We start from the raw sequence: 15,244 nt of genomic DNA, 5'->3' as shown, positions 1-15,244 counted from the left end.
CCGAGGCTCGGTGTGTCCTGCGTCACCTGAATACCGATGGTCGCGCACCGCCTAACCTCTACAGGCGTGGGAAATCCAGATGACCCGACGTCGGTACACGGCGATCCGTCCGCTGCCCCGATCACCATATTCGGCCCCGACTTCCCCTTCGCCTACGACGACTGGATCGCCCATCCCGCCGGACTGGGCGAGGTGCCGCCCGATGCACATGGTGCTGAGGTCGCCGTCATCGGTGCCGGTATGGCAGGGATGGTCGCGGCCTACGAGCTGATGCGGATGGGGCTGCGGCCGGTGGTCTACGAGCCCGATCGCATCGGCGGGCGGTTGCGGTCGGAGCCGTTCGTGCCCGGTGAGCCGGAGGTCGCCGAGCTCGGCGGCATGCGCTTTCCGATCTCCTCAAGCGCCTTCTTCGGGTATGTGAACCGATTCGGCCTGCGGACGGCGCCGTTCCCGAACCCGCTCACCAAGGCCGCCGGGAGCACGGTGATCGACATCGGCGGCGAGACGTTCTATGCCCGTGCCCTCGACGACCTGCCGCCGGTCTACCGCGAGATATCCGACGCATGGGACGCGGCGCTCGAACGTATCGCCGGCTACGCCGGTCTGCAGCAGGCCATTCGTGAGCGCGACACCGTCGAGCTCAAGCGCCGATGGAATGCGCTCGTCGCCGACTGGGACGACCGCAGCTTCTACGACTTCCTGGCGACCTCCACCGAGTTCGGTTCGTTGTCGTTCCGTCACCGGGAGTTGTTCGGTCAGGTCGGATTCGGTACCGGCGGTTGGGATTCTGACTTCGCCAACTCGATGCTGGAGATCCTGCGGGTGGTGCTGACCAACTGTGACTCCGATCAGCACTTGATCGTCGGCGGCGCCGAGCAGGTGCCGCGGGCATTGTGGGCCGATGCGCCGCAGCGGATCACGCACTGGCCGGTGGGGACGAGCCTGTCGTCGCTGCATCAGGGTGCGCCACGGGCCGGGGTGCGATCCTTGCGTCGGCTCGGACCACATCGCATCGAGGTCACCGACCGGTGGGGTGACTCGCGGGTGTTCGGTGCGGTGATCGCGACCTGCCAGGCGTGGTTGCTCTCCACCGAGATCGAATGCGACGAAGCACTGTTCAGTCAAGACCTGTGGATGGCCCTCGACCGCACCCGGTACATGCAATCGTCGAAAACGTTCGTGATGGTCGACCGGCCGTTCTGGACCGACCGGGATCCGCGTACGGGACGCGACGTGCTCAGCATGACGCTGACCGATCGGTTGACCCGTGGTACCTATCTGTTCGACAACGGCCCCGACCGTCCCGGGGTGATCTGCCTGTCCTACTCGTGGATGAGTGACGCGCTGAAAATGCTGCCACACCCCGTGGAACGTCGTGTGTCGCTGGCACTGTCGGCGTTGCGCAAGATCTATCCGGATCTCGACATCGCCGAACACATCGTCGGCCGTCCGATCACCGTCTCGTGGGAGGACGACCCGAACTTCCTCGGCGCATTCAAGGGTGCGTTGCCCGGGCACTACCGATACAACACGCGCATGTACGGCCACTTCCACGATCAACACCTTCTTCCCGAATCCGAGCGCGGGATCTTCATCGCCGGCGACGACGTCTCCTTCACCCCGGCGTGGGTGGAGGGGGCGGTGCAGACCGGACTCAACGCGGTCTGGGGCGTGATGACGCACTTCGGCGGACGGTGCCTTCCGGACAATCCGGGGCCGGGGGACCGCTACGCCGAACTCGGACCGATCGACATCGGGGAATGACCATGACCGACAAGTCGCTGGATTCCGCATCGCCGCACGCCGAGTCGCCCAACGCCGGATGGCCCAACACGCTGCGCCTGGCCCTCTGGCAGTGTTCACCGCTTCCCGATTCCGACCGTGATGATCACGCTGGTGTCATCACCGAGAACCTTCAGCGGCTTGAGGCCATTATGGCCGATGTGGCCGGGCGGGCCGACCTGCTGATCACCCCCGAGATGTTCATGTGCGGCTACAACATCGGCGCCGCGGCCGCGCGCGCACGATCCGACGAGGCCGACGGCCCGATCGCCGCCTCGGTGGCGCAACTGAGTTCGCGATATGGTCTCGCGGTGCTCTACGGGTGCGCCGAGCGTGTGACCGACGCTCATCAGACGAGCGCCGGTGCGAAAGAGGTTGTATACAATGCCATTCGGCTGATCGACTCCGACGGCGTGACGATCGCGACCCATCACAAGACGCACCTGTTCGGCGATCTCGACATCGCGATGGTCACCGCCGGAACGACGCGCGCGCCGGTGGTCGACTTCGGTTCTTGGCGGTTGGGTATGCTCATCTGTTACGAGGTCGAGTTTCCGGAGATGGTGCGCGACTTGGCGATCCGCGGAGCTGACGTGGTGTGTGTGCCGACGGCGAACATGCCTGACTACGACAAGGTGCAGCAGATCCTCCTGCCGGCGCGGGCGTTGGAGAACCAGGTGTACCTGGCCTACGCAAATTATGTTGGCAGCGAACGAGATCTGTCGTTCGGCGGTCTCAGCGAGATGGTCGGTCCCGGCGGGATCATCGATGTCTCTGCGGGCCGCGACGAGCGGGTCGCCATCGCCACCGCCGACCACGACACTCTTCGACGGTCACGCGAGACCTGGCGGTATCTCGCCGATCGACGCCCGGAGTTGTATTGACACCTCGAGGGGTCGCCGGTGCGTGTCCAGGGATTCGTGGTGTCCGCTGCTGCCAAGGGAGACCAGGCCGCCCGATCGGATCTGGTGCTGCGGTTCTTTCTGCTGGGTGCCGTTGCATCGCGATCGCATGATGATGAATATGATTCTCGCGCAGGTGGTGTCGGCTGACGAGCATACGCCGGGCGTGGTTCGAGATCACCGTCAGCACGGCGTCGTCGTTCTTCTCGGTGCCCGACGAGAACCTGTTGTTGGCCGTCGGCGACCGGTTGGCCCCAGGCACCTCGGATCTGACGTTGGTGCGTTACCGCCGGCACTCGTCGGCGCCGGCATGCGAACAGGTCGGGCTCAGGTTGCTCGGCTCACGCTATTGTCGCCCACACCCGATCACGCTCGGGGAACCACGGCGTCGGCGGTATCGTGGCGAAGGTGAGTGAGTCGAGCCGCCGATCGCCGACTCCCGTGCGTTATCGGTGGCTCCTGCATATCGACCTCGACCAGTTCCAGGTCGCGGTGGAGCGGTTGCGCAGCCCCGAATTGGTCGGTGTGGCGGTGATCGTCGGTGGTAATGGGGATCCGACCGAGGCGCGCAAGGTCGTGACCTGTGCGTCCTACGAGGCGCGTGCGGTCGGTGTACGCGCGGGGATGCCGCTGCGGGCCGCCTACCGCAAGCTGCCCGATGCGGTGTATCTGCCGCTCGACATGGCGGCCTACGACGCGGCGTCGGCCCAGGTCATGAATATCCTGCGGGAGTCGGGGCACCCCATCGAGGTCTGGGGTTGGGACGAGGCCTACGCCGGGGTCGACGAGGGGACCGACGCCGAGATCCGCACCCTCGCGGCCGGACTGCGCGAACAGGTCGCGCACCGTAGCGGGTTGACGTGTCGTATCGGTATCAGCGACAACAAACAACGTGCCAAGATGGCCACCGGCTTCGCCAAACGCGACCCGGCCGGCGGCGTGTTCCTGCTCGACAGTCGGAACTGGCTGCCGCTCATGGGTTCTGCCCCCACACGCGACCTGTGGAGTGTCGGCCCGCGCACCGCGGAAAAACTGACCGAGATGGGGGTGAGTACGGTCGACGAGCTGATCGCCACCGCTCGCGAGGACCTCATCGCGAGATTCGGCCCGCACCAGGGCAACTGGCTCTATGTGCTCTGCCGTGGCGGTGGCGACTCGACAATCACCGGCGAACCGTTCGTCGCGAAATCCCACTCCAAGTCCCGCACCTTCGCCACCGATCTCACCGATCCGGACGAGATCGCCACGGCAGCTACCGAACTCACCGAGGAACTACGAGCCCAGATCGTCGCGGAGGGGCGAGTGGCCTTTCGGGCGGCCGTCACCGTGCGGACCTCCACCTTCTACACGCGGACCAAGTTGCAAAAATTGCCCGCTCCCAGCACGGACTCGGCCGTGATCATCCCGGTCGTCGTCGAATTGCTGGGCAAGTTCGAACAGGGGCGGCCGATCCGCATGTTGGGGGTTCGCCTCGATCTCGTCGAGGACTCGGACGGCGCTGCGGGAGACGGGGACGAGCCGGACTGAGCGGACGGCTATGGGGCCGGCGCGTCCAGGTGATTACGTCCAAACGGACGACACCGACGAACGGGTCGTCGTTGATACCGTTGAGCGCTCGTCACATCCTTGTCCTCGCAGGAGCTTTCCCGATGACCGCACCCCCGACACCGCCGCGCCGGCCCACACCGGCAGCCGAGGTGGCCGGCCGCATCCCACTGCTGCCGGCGATCGTGGGAGCACTGGTGTTTGTCGGCCTGATCGGAGTGTTCGCCAGCGGCTGCGGCGGTGGATCATCGGCGGTTGGCGGGTACTCGACGAGCCGCTCGGAACTCTGCTCGGCGTATCGGACCGCGCTCAACGCCTTCGACGACGATTCCGAAATCGACGTGACCGATGAGCTCACCGCACTCGCCGATGCGGCTAAGGACTACGATGACTCTGGCGTCCGCTCCGACGGGGAGGACGTCGACTCCTCGTCGGGGCTCATCAGCGAGTCGGGCTTCCGGAGCGACACCCGCAACATCGCGGCGGAATGTGGGTGAGGACATGACGATCCCTCCCGGTCCCGGCGACAACCCTGGCGCCCCGAACCCCGGTTTCGGTGGTTGGCCGTCGGGTCCATCTACGCGCCCGGCCGCGCCTACCGGACCCAATCCGCAGGGCGCGGGACTGCGCGCACTGATCGGTGGTGGCGTGATCGTCCTCCTCGCGCTGGTCTTCGTCTTCCTGTTCTGGCCGGTCGCGATCCTCCTCTTCGCCGTCGCCACCCTGTACACAGTGCTCCTCGGAACCGGGATGGATCCGTTCGCCGGGACGTCGACGACGATCGCCCACATCGCGTACCTCTGGCGCACCCGCATCGCGACTTCCGGTGCACCGTCTACGGGGCAGCGGTTCCCGAGCCCGCCTCCGGGGCAGCGGTTCCCGAATCCGTCTACGGGGCAGCGGTTCCCGAGCCCGCCTCCGGGGCAGCGGTTCCCGAGCCCGCCTCCGGGGCAGCGGTTCCCGAATCCGCCTCCGGGGCAGCGGTTCCCGAGCCCGCCGACGGGGCCAAGAGGGTTGGGCGCTCAGCCGCCGGTCGATTCGCCGACCGAACTCGTGGCGAGGCCGGGAGCACCTGGCCACGGGTTCACGGCCGCGCAGGCCGCCGATCCCGCCACCGACCCGGCCGTTCTCGCGCAGATCGCCGCAACGGCGAGCGGCCTGCACATCCATCTCGCCGCCAATCCGGCGACGTATCCGGATCTGCTCGACTGGCTCGCCGTATACGGCGAGCCCGAGGCCCGAGACGTGGTGGCCCGCCGCCGTTATGGCTGACGGCATCAACTGCGGCTCATCTGCGGGGGAGCAAGGTCTTTTCGACCTTCGCCGCCCGGGGTTACCGTAAGGCGTGTCGCTTGTTCCCGATCACCGCATGCACCGCTCCGGGCCTTGCCGTCCGCCAGGGAGACGGGGCAGACTACGTCGCGTCACGTTCGTCGCCGTTGCGGCGATGGTCGTGGCCTGCGTGCTCGGGATCGGGGCTCCCGGGATCGGGACGGCTCAGGCTCGGCTGCACACCCCGTTACCGGTGACCTACGACTTCCTGGCCGGTATCTCCGCCGAACTCGCCCATCCCGGCGGGTCGCTGCCCGGCACCAACGACTACTCGTGCCGCCCGTCGGCCGCCCACCCGCGGCCGGTGATCCTGGTTCACGGCAGCGGCGGTGGGCAGCAGACGAATTGGGCCACGCTTGCGCCGGTGTTGGTCAACGCCGGCTACTGCGTGTTCGCACCCACCTACGGTGCCCTCAGTACGCTGTGGCCGGTCTCGGCGCTCGGCGGACTCGGTCCCAAACCCGACAGTGCTTGGCAGATCAAGGAATTCATCGACCACGTGCGCGCCGTGACCGGCAGTGACCAGGTCGACATCGTCGGACATTCGTTGGGCACCGAGATCCCCACCTACTGGCTGAAATATCTTGGTGGGCGGGGCCATGTGGCACATTACGTGTCGCTCGCCCCGTACTGGCGTCAGGGCCCCGACGACGACGACGTCCGCGGCGAGACGATCGCCGCATTCCGCGCGCGACTAGGGATCGCGGCGCCCGCTCATCCGGCGTGTCCCGAATGCACACCCGCGCCGGCGGATCTCAACTTCAACCAGGCGGTCCGCCTACCCACGCCCTACCTGCCGGGGGTGCGGTACACCAACATCGTGACGCGCGACGACGAGATCGTCACCCCGTACTCGTCGGGTATCCTTCCCGGACCGCCCGGCACCGATGTCACCACTATCGTTGTGCAGGATGGCTGTCCGATCGATCACGCCGATCATCTGTCTATCGTGGCGAACCGCCGATCTGCCGCGCTGGTGCTCAACGCCCTCGACCCGACTCATCTGCGCCCGGTGCCGTGCGTACCGGTGTCGCCGGTGACCGGCGGATGATCAGGCGGTGACGTACGTGCCGAGCATCCGGACGACGATAGTGGTGGCATGCATGCTCGGCCATCGCCGCGAGTAACTCGTCGCGACTATCGGAAGGCGTAGAAGCGCCTCAACGGCGCAACGTCTGCCTCCAGGGCGATCCAGTCGTGTGGCGGTGCGCTCGGTGCTTTCGGTCGCGTTCACCCGCACGGTGGCACTCGAGGGCGAGTTGGCGTCGCTCGGTGACGCGCAACCGCATCGGGTTCTCCACTGCGCGGTCCGGTCGACGACCCACGTCGGCTGAGGCAGGGATTATGCTGTGGAAGTGAGTTGGTGAACACAACTCGACAGACATATCTCGGTGGACATATCTCGGTGGACAATGTTCGGTGGACGAACAGGGACCATTACGGACTGTACTCACATCGCGCCGCCGTCCGTGACCTGCTGCGCCCCGTCCTCCACGGAGTGGCGGCGTATGCGCCGTGGTTCCCAAATCTCCTCGGCCGCAATGGCCTGCTCGGCGACGGCCAGGCCCGGCCGGGCGAGTTCACACCGTCCCTGGGAATGTCGGGGGACGGTGATGGACGTGCGCCGCGTGCCGTCAGGCCCGGACGACTGGCGGTAACGCAGCGATCGCGTCGTACTGCTCGCGCTGCTCGTCGAGTGTGTCGGCCAGGAAGGTTCGGGCGATGAGCAGCAACTCCGACACCTTCGGGTGGGCGAGCGTGTAGAACACGGCGTTGCCGGTGCGCGTCGAACGGACGACGTGGTGTCGTTTGAGCACTGCGAGATGTTGCGACATGGTGGTCGGGCCGATGTTGATGATGGTGAGGAGTTCGCTCACCGGGGTCGGCGAGTCGTTGGCCGAGAGGACCTCGAGGACCCGGATACGCGCCGGGTGGGCGAGGGCCTTGAACAGGTTGGACTTGATCTCATACAGCGGCTGGTCGGTGCCGGAGAATGCGTTGGTCGACACGGGGGCTCCTCAGTCATTCATCGCTTGGTTTCAACGATGAATTGGCGGATTACGTGATTGCGTAATCGATAGTATGGCGCGGAATCCCGCCGGACAAATCCGAGATCGCAGACCGCGCAAGGCGTTGACGGTGGCGCCGATGCGAGGTCAGTCGCGCGGAACGCGCACGCCGAGAAGGCGGGCATCAGGATCGTGGTCGACGCCGATCGTCTCCCAGGGCACGCCGATGTGCACGACCGCATAGGCGGAGGTGGGGAATCGATCGATGCTGCCCTCGGGGTCGAGGGTGAGCGCGGTGGTCGGCATACCCGGGTCGTGGCCGACGACGAGCACGGTGGTGGCGTCCGCGGGCGCGTGGATGCGCAACGCCTCGAGCACGTCGAACGGGCTGCCGCCGTAGAGGTCGTCGAGGTAGACGGTCGGGGCGCTGATCCCGGTCCGGTCGAGGGTCTGCCGGGTACGGGTGGCCGTCGAGCACAGCACGGCGTCCACCGACAGTCCCTCCTCGGTCATCCATCGACCGGCCAGGGCTGCCTCGCGCCGACCGCGGTCGGCCAGTGGGCGCCCATGATCGCCGACGCCCGGCGGGTAACCGGACTTGCCGTGTCGCATGAGGACCAACGTCCGTCTTGGTCCGGCGGTCTCGGCGTGGCTCACGCCACTCCTCGGACGTTGCGGGTCGTTATCGCCGGGCGCGACGGCGGGGTGTCGCGAGAGCGCTGTGATCCGGCCAACACCCGCGCGGTGGCCCGCCACGCCGCGGCCTCCTGGCGGTGGAAGCAGGCCGGCTCGGCGGCGTGGTCCCTCTCGCCTTCATCCCGACCGGTATCATCGGCATCCGCCTCGGCGCGAGTCTCGGCCAGTTCGGCGGCGGTGTCGGCGTCGGCGGCCTCGTCCAGGCATGCGACGACCAGGTGCTCGGCCAGCGATGGGTCGGTGCAGACGGCCTCGATCGTGGTGGTATCGAGGGTCCCGAGTAACTCCAGTTCTGATCGCAACCGCATGCATCCAACTTACGGCGGGCAAACCTCGCCTCGCGGGTAGGCGCACCGTTAGCCTTGTGGACGTGCATTCATGGGTTCCGGCGATACTCGCGGTTCTCGCGGCACTGTTGATCGCCGCCGGAACGGTGCTGCGTCAGCGCGCGTCCCGGGCGTCGGGTGCGATCACCCGTGGCTGGTGGGCGGGGGCGTTCATCGCGATCGTCGGGTTCACGCTCCAGGCGGTCGCGCTCGGTCTCGGATCGATCTTGCTGGTGCAGCCACTCGTCGTGCTCGCGGTGCTGTTTGCCCTTCCTCTGGAGGCATGGGCCGATCGGCGTCATCCCGCCAAGCCAGAGTGGGCGTGGGGTGCGGTGCTGGTTGTCTGCGTGGCGACGTTCCTGCTCATCTCTCGCCCCGAGCCGTCGATGCGCCGCCCGCACGACCTCGTCGTGTGGGCGACGGTCGCCGCCGTCGCCGCGGTGATCGTGGCGTGTGTGGTCTGTGCCGAGCGTTCGACCCCGCACTATCGGGCGCTGTTCTACGGTTTGGCCGCGGGCACCCTGTTCGGGGTGTCGGCGCTGCTGATCAAGACCATCGTCTACCAACTACTGCACCATCCGATGCACATGTTCGTCCACCCCGAGCTGTATCTGTTCGTGGTGGTCGCTACCGGCGCGATTCTCGCCCAGCAGAAGGGTTTCGGCGCCGGTGACCTGCAGACGTCGTTCCCGGCGATGAATGTGATGGAACCCGCGGTGGCGATGGCTCTCGGCGTCGTGCTTCTCGGCGAGAACCTCAAGGTGTCGACGACGACGGCCCTGTTCCTCGGGGTGGTGCTGGCGGTGATGATTCGGTCGGTCATCGAGCTGGCCAAGGAATCGGCGGTGCGGTGCGGCACCTTGCCCGGCCAGCCGGCGCCCACCGCCCCTGGGGACCCTATCTCCGAGGACCCTGTCACCGAGGACGCTGTCACCGAGGACGCTGGCGCCGAGGACGCGCGGGTCGAACCGGTCGGGGATGCGCCGGCACCCCAGTCCCGGCCCGAGCACGGAGCGTTGGCTGGCAGTGATCAGATCAGGCGGTTACCGGATCGATCACCGGGATCGGACTCTGCGCCCACGTCGCGGCCATCACGCTCGGCTTGACCACCGAGGAGTTGTCGCGGCGGGCGTGCTCGCCGAGCTGCGTGGCGCCCGGGCTGTGAGCCTCTTGGTCCTCAGTTGACCGCCGGGGTTGAGGGTCTCGCTGGCGGTCGCCGGTTGCGGTGACGTAGAGAATGGCGGCGGACCCGAACTCCTTACAGAAATGTGGCGAGGCCACCCTGATTCTCCCGCGCGCCACCATCCGGTCCGTGCTGCTCGCCGCCGTCGCCTCCGGTTCGTGGCGGCCGACCCTTGCGCAATTACTTGGATCTCCTAGTATTGGGGTGTCCACAGAATCCCGAGCAGAAGTCCAGGTGATCTCGCGGTGAGCACAACCACCACCTCCATCCCGCACTACCTCAACGGCACTCAGGTGACCGTCGACGGCGGTCGCTTCGCTGACGTCTTCAATCCGAGTACCGGCGCCGTCGCCGCGCGGGTTCCGCTTGCCAGTGCCGACGAGGTCGGCAAGGCGGTCGAGATCGCCACGAAGGCCCAGCAGGAGTGGGCCGCGTGGAACCCGCAACGGCGCGCCCGGGTGCTGATGCGTTTCGTCGATCTCGTGAACAAGAACGCCGATGAGATCGCCACCACCCTCTCGCTTGAGCACGGCAAGACCCACGCCGACGCTCTCGGCGACATCCAGCGCGGCATCGAGGTCATCGAATTCGCGATCGGCATCCCGCATCTGATCAAAGGCGAGTTCACCGAGGGCGCCGGGTCCGGCATCGACGTGCACTCGATTCGTCAGCCACTCGGTGTGGTAGCGGGTATCACCCCGTTCAACTTCCCGGCGATGATCCCGCTGTGGAAGGCCGGCCCGGCGCTCGCCTGCGGTAACGCCTTCATTCTCAAGCCCAGTGAGCGGGACCCGTCGGTTCCGGTCCGCCTCGCCGAACTCTTCACCGAGGCCGGCCTTCCCGATGGTGTGTTCCAGGTCGTCCATGGCGACAAGGAGGCCGTCGACGCGCTGCTCGATCACCCCGAGGTCAAGGCACTCGGCTTCGTTGGCAGCTCCGACATCGCGCAGTACATCTACTCCACCGCCGCGGCGAAGGGCAAGCGTTCGCAGTGCTTCGGTGGTGCCAAGAACCACATGATCATCATGCCCGACGCCAATCTCGATCAGGTTGTCGATGCGTTGATCGGAGCCGGCTACGGCAGCGCCGGAGAACGGTGCATGGCGATCAGCGTGGCCGTGCCGGTTGGGGAACAGACCGCAGAACGATTGCGCGCCAAGCTTGTCGACAAGGTCAACGCATTGCGTGTCGGGCACTCCCTTGACCCGAAGGCAGACTACGGGCCGCTGGTGACCGCAGCCGCACTCGAGCGGGTGCGCACCTACATCGGCAAGGGTGTCGAGGAGGGTGCCGACCTGGTGATCGACGGTCGGGAGCGGGGCAGCAACGAGCAGACCTTCGGTGACGAGGACCTGTCCAACGGCTTCTTCATCGGCCCGACGCTGTTCGACCACGTCACCAAGGACATGTCGATCTACACCGACGAGATCTTCGGACCGGTGCTGGCCATCGTGCGCGCCGCCGATTACGAGGAGGCGCTCGCGCTCGCCTCGGATCACCAGTACGGCAACGGTGTTGCGATCTTCACCCAGGACGGCGACGCCGCCCGCGACTTCACCGCCCGCGTCGAGGTGGGCATGGTCGGGGTGAACGTTCCCATCCCGGTTCCGGTGGCCTACTACACCTTCGGCGGCTGGAAGCGGTCAGGCTTCGGCGACCTCAACCAGCACGGTCCGGCGTCGATCCAGTTCTACACCAAGACCAAGACCGTCACCTCACGCTGGCCGTCGGGTATCAAGGACGGCGCGGAGTTCGTCATCCCGACGATGGACTGATCGGCGATGACGACTTTCGTTGACACCGGTCTCGACGCCGACGAGCGTGTCATCGTCGAGACCGCGGCCGACTTCGCCGCGAAACGCATTGCCCCCCATGCCCTGAGGTGGGATGCCGACAACCACTTCCCGGTCGCCGAGCTGCGCGAGGCCGCGCAGCTCGGCATGGGTGCGATCTACTGTGCCGAGGATGCCGGTGGTAGTGGGCTCCGCCGACTGGACGGCGTCCGGATCTTCGAACAACTCGCCTACGCCGATCCGGCGGTCGCCGCCTTCCTGTCGATCCACAACATGTGTACGTGGATGGTCGACGAGTACGGCACCGATGAACAACGCGCACAGTGGGTTCCGAGGCTGGCGAACATGGACACCGTTGCCAGCTACTGCCTCACCGAGCCGGGTGCCGGTTCGGACGCGGCAGCGTTGTCGACCCGTGCCGAGCGGGTCGGGGACGAGTACGTGCTCACCGGCGTCAAACAGTTCATCTCCGGTGCGGGTTCGTCGGATCTCTACGTCGTGATGGCGCGGACCGGGGATGCCGGGCCCAAGGGCATCTCCACCTTTCTCATCGAGAAGGACTCGCCGGGGCTGAGTTTCGGTGCCCAGGAACACAAGATGGGGTGGCACGCCCAACCCACCGCGCAAGTGATCCTCGACGAGGTGCGGGTTCCGGCGACCAGTCTCCTCGGTAACACCGAGGGCATCGGATTCGGTATCGCGATGAACGGCCTCAACGGCGGCCGGCTCAACATCGCGGCGTCGTCGTTGGGTGGTGCGCAGGCGGCCTTCGACAAGGCGGCCGCCTACGTCGCCTCCCGAAAAGCCTTCGGGGCGGCGCTGATCGACGAGTCGACCATCCGCTTCACGCTGGCCGACATGGCGACCTCGCTGCAGACCGCGCGCCTGATGCTGTGGCACGCGGCGAGTGCACTCGACGCCGGCGCCCCGGACAAGGTCGAACAGTGTGCGATGGCCAAGCGCTACGTCACCGATTCGTGCTACACCGTCGCCGACCAGGCGCTGCAGTTGCACGGCGGCTACGGCTACCTGGCCGAGTACGGAGTCGAGAAGATCGTCCGGGATCTGCGCGTGCACCGCATCCTGGAGGGGACCAACGAGATCATGCGAGTCGTGGTGGGCCGGTCCATCGCAACACGCTTCTCGAACTGACATCACCGAGAGATTCGATATGGAGATTCGACAATGACGACGATCGCCTTTCTGGGGCTGGGTAACATGGGTGGGCCGATGGCGGCGAACCTGGTCAAGGCCGGGCACACGGTGCACGGCTTCGATCCGGTGCCCGAGGCGGTGAAAGCGGCGCAGGAGACCGGCGTCGAGACCTTCCCGACCGCGGTGGAAGCCGTTGCGGTCGCGCAGGTCGTGATCACGATGCTGCCCAGCGGCGCAATCGTCAAGCAACTCTACGACGAGATCCTCCCGGCGAGTGCCACCGGAACGCTGTTCATCGACAGTTCGACGATCTCGGTCGCCGATGCCCGTGAGATCAATTCGCGCGCTGGTGATCTCGGCTTCGCGCAGGTCGACGCCCCGGTGTCGGGAGGTGTCAAGGGCGCGGCCGCGGGCACCCTGGCGTTCATGGTCGGCGGCAGCGAGGAGGCCTTCGCCGCGGCGCGCACCACCCTGGATCCCATGGCGGGCAAGATCATCCACTGCGGTGACACCGGTGCCGGACAGGCCGCGAAGGTCTGCAACAACATGCTGTTGGCCGTGCAGCAGATCGCCGTCGGCGAGGCCTTCGTCCTCGCCGAGAAACTCGGCCTCTCCGACCAGGCGCTCTACGACGTCGTCACCGGAGCGACCGGAAACTGTTGGGCCATCGAGACCAACTGTCCGGTGCCCGGCCCGCAGCCGGCGTCGCCGGCCAACAACGAGTTCACGCCCGGCTTCGCCACCGCGCTGATGAACAAGGACCTCGGCCTGGCCATGGACGCCGTCGCCGACACCGGTTCCCGTGCCCCACTGGGAACCCATGCGGCGCAACTGTATCGGGCCTTTGCCGAGCAGAACGCGGGACTGGATTTTTCGGCGATCATCACGACCTTGCGTTGAGGTCAGCCGTTGATCAGTATGACGTTTCCTCCGGAATCCGGGCGAAACGTCATACTGATCAACGACGACGTCGCCGATGGAACCGGATGCGGTCTGCTCGCGTCCAATCCCCATGGACATTCACGAGTTGTCGGTCCGTCGCGACGGCGTGTTCACCACAAGAGAAGCGCTGGACTGCGGTGTGAGCGAGTCGGCCATCGCGCGACGCGTGGCGTCCGGCGCGTGGAAAGAAGTGGCGCACGGCGTTCACCTCGTCGCCGGACACGCCCGGGGTCCTCGGGCGCAAGCGCGGATCGCGGTGCTCTCGGTGCACAGGAATGCCGTTCTGGGTGGCGCGGCGGCAGCGTGGTGGCTCGGCTTGTGCTCCGAGGAACCGCGAAAACACCTGGTCTTCACTCAGACCCGAGGCCGCGCTCGCCGATCATCGGCGACGGCGGTGACCCGTTATCGCGAACTCCATGACGACGACATCGTCGTGCACGACGGCCTTCGGACGACGGCGGCCGATCTCACGGTGCTCGAAGCGTCAGTTGCCCTGGGACTGTCGTTCATGGACTCGGCATTGTTGTCCGGGCGAGTGACCCCTCAGTCCCTCGCCGACGTTCATGCCCGTTACCCGAAGCGGCATGGCGCGGCCAAGACGTCGGCCTACTTGAGGCTCATCGGCGACGGCGCGCGGTCGCAAGCCGAGCGGCTCACCGTGAAGATCTTTCGTGCGGCCGGTGTTTCCGGCTGGGTGGCGAACCTGCCGACGTGCGGGTACGTGATCGACTTCGCGTTTCCCGACCAGAAGGTCGCGGTGGAGATCGATGGTTTCGCCTACCACCGTGACGCGGTCGCCTTTCAGCGTGATCGCACCAAACGCAATGCCCTGATTCGGTCCGGCTGGCAGGTACTCAACTACACGTGGGCCGACCTCATCGATCGCCCCGACCAGGTTGCCGCGGAGGTCGCGGCTGCCCTGCGCTCGTCGGCGGCGTGATCAGTATGACGTTTCGTCCGGAATCCGGCGGAATTGTCATACTGATCGGTCGGACGACGACCACCCTCAGAAATCCCCCGCGTGATGACGCAGCGAATGGATGGCGCCGACCAAACCCCGGATCTCGTCGCCGTCCATGCCGACGTCGGCGAACACCTCGCGGTTGAGTGTTGTCGTGGCGTCCTCGACGGTGGAACGCCCCAGGTCGGTGATCTCCACCAACGTGGTCCGGCCGTCGGTGGGGTGGGGCAGCCGCCGGACAAGCGTCGCCTCCTCGAGTCGACGGATCGCGTGGGTGACGCTGGTGACGTGGACCTGGAGTCGGTCGCTGGCCTTCGTGATCGGCAGGGCGCCGTGCCGCGAGAATGCGAGCAGACGGAGCAACTCGAAGCGAGAGAACGTCAAATCGTAAGGGCGCAAGGCAGTTTCGACGCGTCCCAACAGAATCTGATGGGCGCGCATCACCGAGGTGACGGCGACCATTCCATCGGCGACGTCACCCCATCCGGCCTCGGCCCAGTTGTCCTTCGCCTCGGCGATGGGATCGAAACGCATGCTCCGCCCTGCCATGCGTCCTACCCTATCCCGCCGCCCGGTGGGCCGTGGCGACCGAACGACCCGGTCGCCGGGCGCGGGAGT

The 15,244-nt window shown here is 66.6% G+C and carries 14 protein-coding genes and 1 pseudogene; 11 read left to right on the top strand and 4 right to left on the bottom strand.

Annotated elements, in window-relative coordinates:
* The first annotated feature begins 66 nt into the window (after positions 1-66).
* The 6 genes from EF294_RS19150 (at position 67) to EF294_RS19120 (ending at position 6,612) form a co-directional block, all read left to right on the top strand.
* Positions 67-1,764 carry a flavin monoamine oxidase family protein gene (locus EF294_RS19150; protein WP_123932535.1) on the top strand — a complete coding sequence of 566 codons (1,698 nt, stop codon included), beginning with the start codon at positions 67-69 and terminating at the stop codon, positions 1,762-1,764.
* Positions 1,765-1,766: 2 nt separating this feature from the next.
* Entirely contained in the window at positions 1,767-2,666 is a 900-nt protein-coding gene (locus EF294_RS19145) for a carbon-nitrogen hydrolase family protein (RefSeq protein ID WP_123932534.1), read from the top strand.
* 426 nt (positions 2,667-3,092) lie between these two features.
* The gene (locus EF294_RS19135; RefSeq protein ID WP_123932533.1) at positions 3,093-4,211 is read left to right on the top strand and encodes a DNA polymerase IV; all 1,119 of its coding nucleotides are present in this window, start codon (positions 3,093-3,095) and stop codon (positions 4,209-4,211) included.
* A 122-nt stretch (positions 4,212-4,333) separates the two neighbouring features.
* Positions 4,334-4,726, top strand: coding sequence for a hypothetical protein (locus tag EF294_RS19130; protein ID WP_123932532.1), 393 nt, complete (start codon positions 4,334-4,336; stop codon positions 4,724-4,726).
* 4 nt (positions 4,727-4,730) lie between these two features.
* Entirely contained in the window at positions 4,731-5,501 is a 771-nt protein-coding gene (locus tag EF294_RS22500) for a variant leucine-rich repeat-containing protein (protein WP_123932531.1), read from the top strand.
* 175 nt (positions 5,502-5,676) lie between these two features.
* A complete protein-coding gene (locus EF294_RS19120; protein ID WP_425459453.1) occupies positions 5,677-6,612 on the top strand; it encodes an esterase/lipase family protein in 936 nt (311 codons plus the stop codon).
* 583 nt (positions 6,613-7,195) lie between these two features.
* Here the strand turns inward: EF294_RS19120 and EF294_RS19115 are convergent.
* From EF294_RS19115 to EF294_RS19105, 3 genes are all read right to left on the bottom strand, one after another.
* Entirely contained in the window at positions 7,196-7,570 is a 375-nt protein-coding gene (locus tag EF294_RS19115) for an ArsR/SmtB family transcription factor (protein WP_123932529.1), read from the bottom strand.
* Between the two features lie 147 nt (positions 7,571-7,717).
* Positions 7,718-8,227, bottom strand: a complete 510-nt coding sequence (locus EF294_RS19110; RefSeq protein WP_123932528.1) for a SixA phosphatase family protein — start codon at positions 8,225-8,227, stop codon at positions 7,718-7,720.
* The gene (locus EF294_RS19105) at positions 8,224-8,574 is read right to left on the bottom strand and encodes a hypothetical protein (protein ID WP_123932527.1); all 351 of its coding nucleotides are present in this window, start codon (positions 8,572-8,574) and stop codon (positions 8,224-8,226) included. The genes EF294_RS19110 and EF294_RS19105 overlap by 4 nt, the downstream gene beginning before the upstream one ends.
* 62 nt (positions 8,575-8,636) lie before the next feature.
* On the opposite strand from EF294_RS19105, the pseudogene EF294_RS19100 reads away from it, so the two are divergent.
* From EF294_RS19100 to EF294_RS19075, 5 genes and pseudogenes are all read left to right on the top strand, one after another.
* Positions 8,637-9,443 (top strand): annotated as a pseudogene (locus EF294_RS19100) (DMT family transporter); the annotation flags it as partial.
* 577 nt (positions 9,444-10,020) lie between these two features.
* Positions 10,021-11,550: a CoA-acylating methylmalonate-semialdehyde dehydrogenase gene (locus tag EF294_RS19090; protein ID WP_123932525.1), complete on the top strand. Its 1,530-nt coding sequence runs from the start codon at positions 10,021-10,023 to the stop codon at positions 11,548-11,550.
* A 6-nt stretch (positions 11,551-11,556) separates the two neighbouring features.
* Positions 11,557-12,720 (top strand): acyl-CoA dehydrogenase family protein, encoded by a 1,164-nt coding sequence (locus EF294_RS19085; RefSeq protein WP_123932524.1) that lies wholly within the window; start codon positions 11,557-11,559, stop codon positions 12,718-12,720.
* Between the two features lie 33 nt (positions 12,721-12,753).
* Complete coding sequence (gene mmsB / locus EF294_RS19080) at positions 12,754-13,623, top strand: 3-hydroxyisobutyrate dehydrogenase (protein ID WP_123932523.1); 870 nt, start codon at positions 12,754-12,756, stop codon at positions 13,621-13,623.
* Positions 13,624-13,735: 112 nt separating this feature from the next.
* Complete coding sequence (locus EF294_RS19075; RefSeq protein ID WP_123932522.1) at positions 13,736-14,605, top strand: type IV toxin-antitoxin system AbiEi family antitoxin domain-containing protein; 870 nt, start codon at positions 13,736-13,738, stop codon at positions 14,603-14,605.
* 66 nt (positions 14,606-14,671) lie between these two features.
* Here the strand turns inward: EF294_RS19075 and EF294_RS19070 are convergent, their stop codons facing one another.
* Positions 14,672-15,175, bottom strand: coding sequence for a MarR family transcriptional regulator (locus EF294_RS19070; protein WP_123932521.1), 504 nt, complete (start codon positions 15,173-15,175; stop codon positions 14,672-14,674).
* Positions 15,176-15,244: the final 69 nt, after the last annotated feature.

The organism is Gordonia oryzae (assembly GCF_003797185.1).
Taxonomy (GTDB): domain Bacteria; phylum Actinomycetota; class Actinomycetes; order Mycobacteriales; family Mycobacteriaceae; genus Gordonia; species Gordonia oryzae.
This window is presented reverse-complemented; position numbering and strand designations above follow the sequence as displayed.

Excerpts from the sequence above, each read along its gene's own strand:
- EF294_RS19075 (WP_123932522.1), top strand. The coding sequence starts at position 13,736 with ATGGACATTCACGAGTTGTCGGTCCGTCGCGACGGCGTGTTCACCACA.
- EF294_RS19120 (WP_425459453.1), top strand. The coding sequence starts at position 5,677 with ATGGTCGTGGCCTGCGTGCTCGGGATCGGGGCTCCCGGGATCGGGACG.
- EF294_RS19145 (WP_123932534.1), top strand. The coding sequence starts at position 1,767 with ATGACCGACAAGTCGCTGGATTCCGCATCGCCGCACGCCGAGTCGCCC.
- EF294_RS22500 (WP_123932531.1), top strand. The coding sequence starts at position 4,731 with ATGACGATCCCTCCCGGTCCCGGCGACAACCCTGGCGCCCCGAACCCC.
- EF294_RS19070 (WP_123932521.1), bottom strand. The coding sequence starts at position 15,175 with ATGGCAGGGCGGAGCATGCGTTTCGATCCCATCGCCGAGGCGAAGGAC.
- EF294_RS19085 (WP_123932524.1), top strand. The coding sequence starts at position 11,557 with ATGACGACTTTCGTTGACACCGGTCTCGACGCCGACGAGCGTGTCATC.
- EF294_RS19105 (WP_123932527.1), bottom strand. The coding sequence starts at position 8,574 with ATGCGGTTGCGATCAGAACTGGAGTTACTCGGGACCCTCGATACCACC.
- mmsB (WP_123932523.1), top strand. The coding sequence starts at position 12,754 with ATGACGACGATCGCCTTTCTGGGGCTGGGTAACATGGGTGGGCCGATG.
- EF294_RS19130 (WP_123932532.1), top strand. The coding sequence starts at position 4,334 with ATGACCGCACCCCCGACACCGCCGCGCCGGCCCACACCGGCAGCCGAG.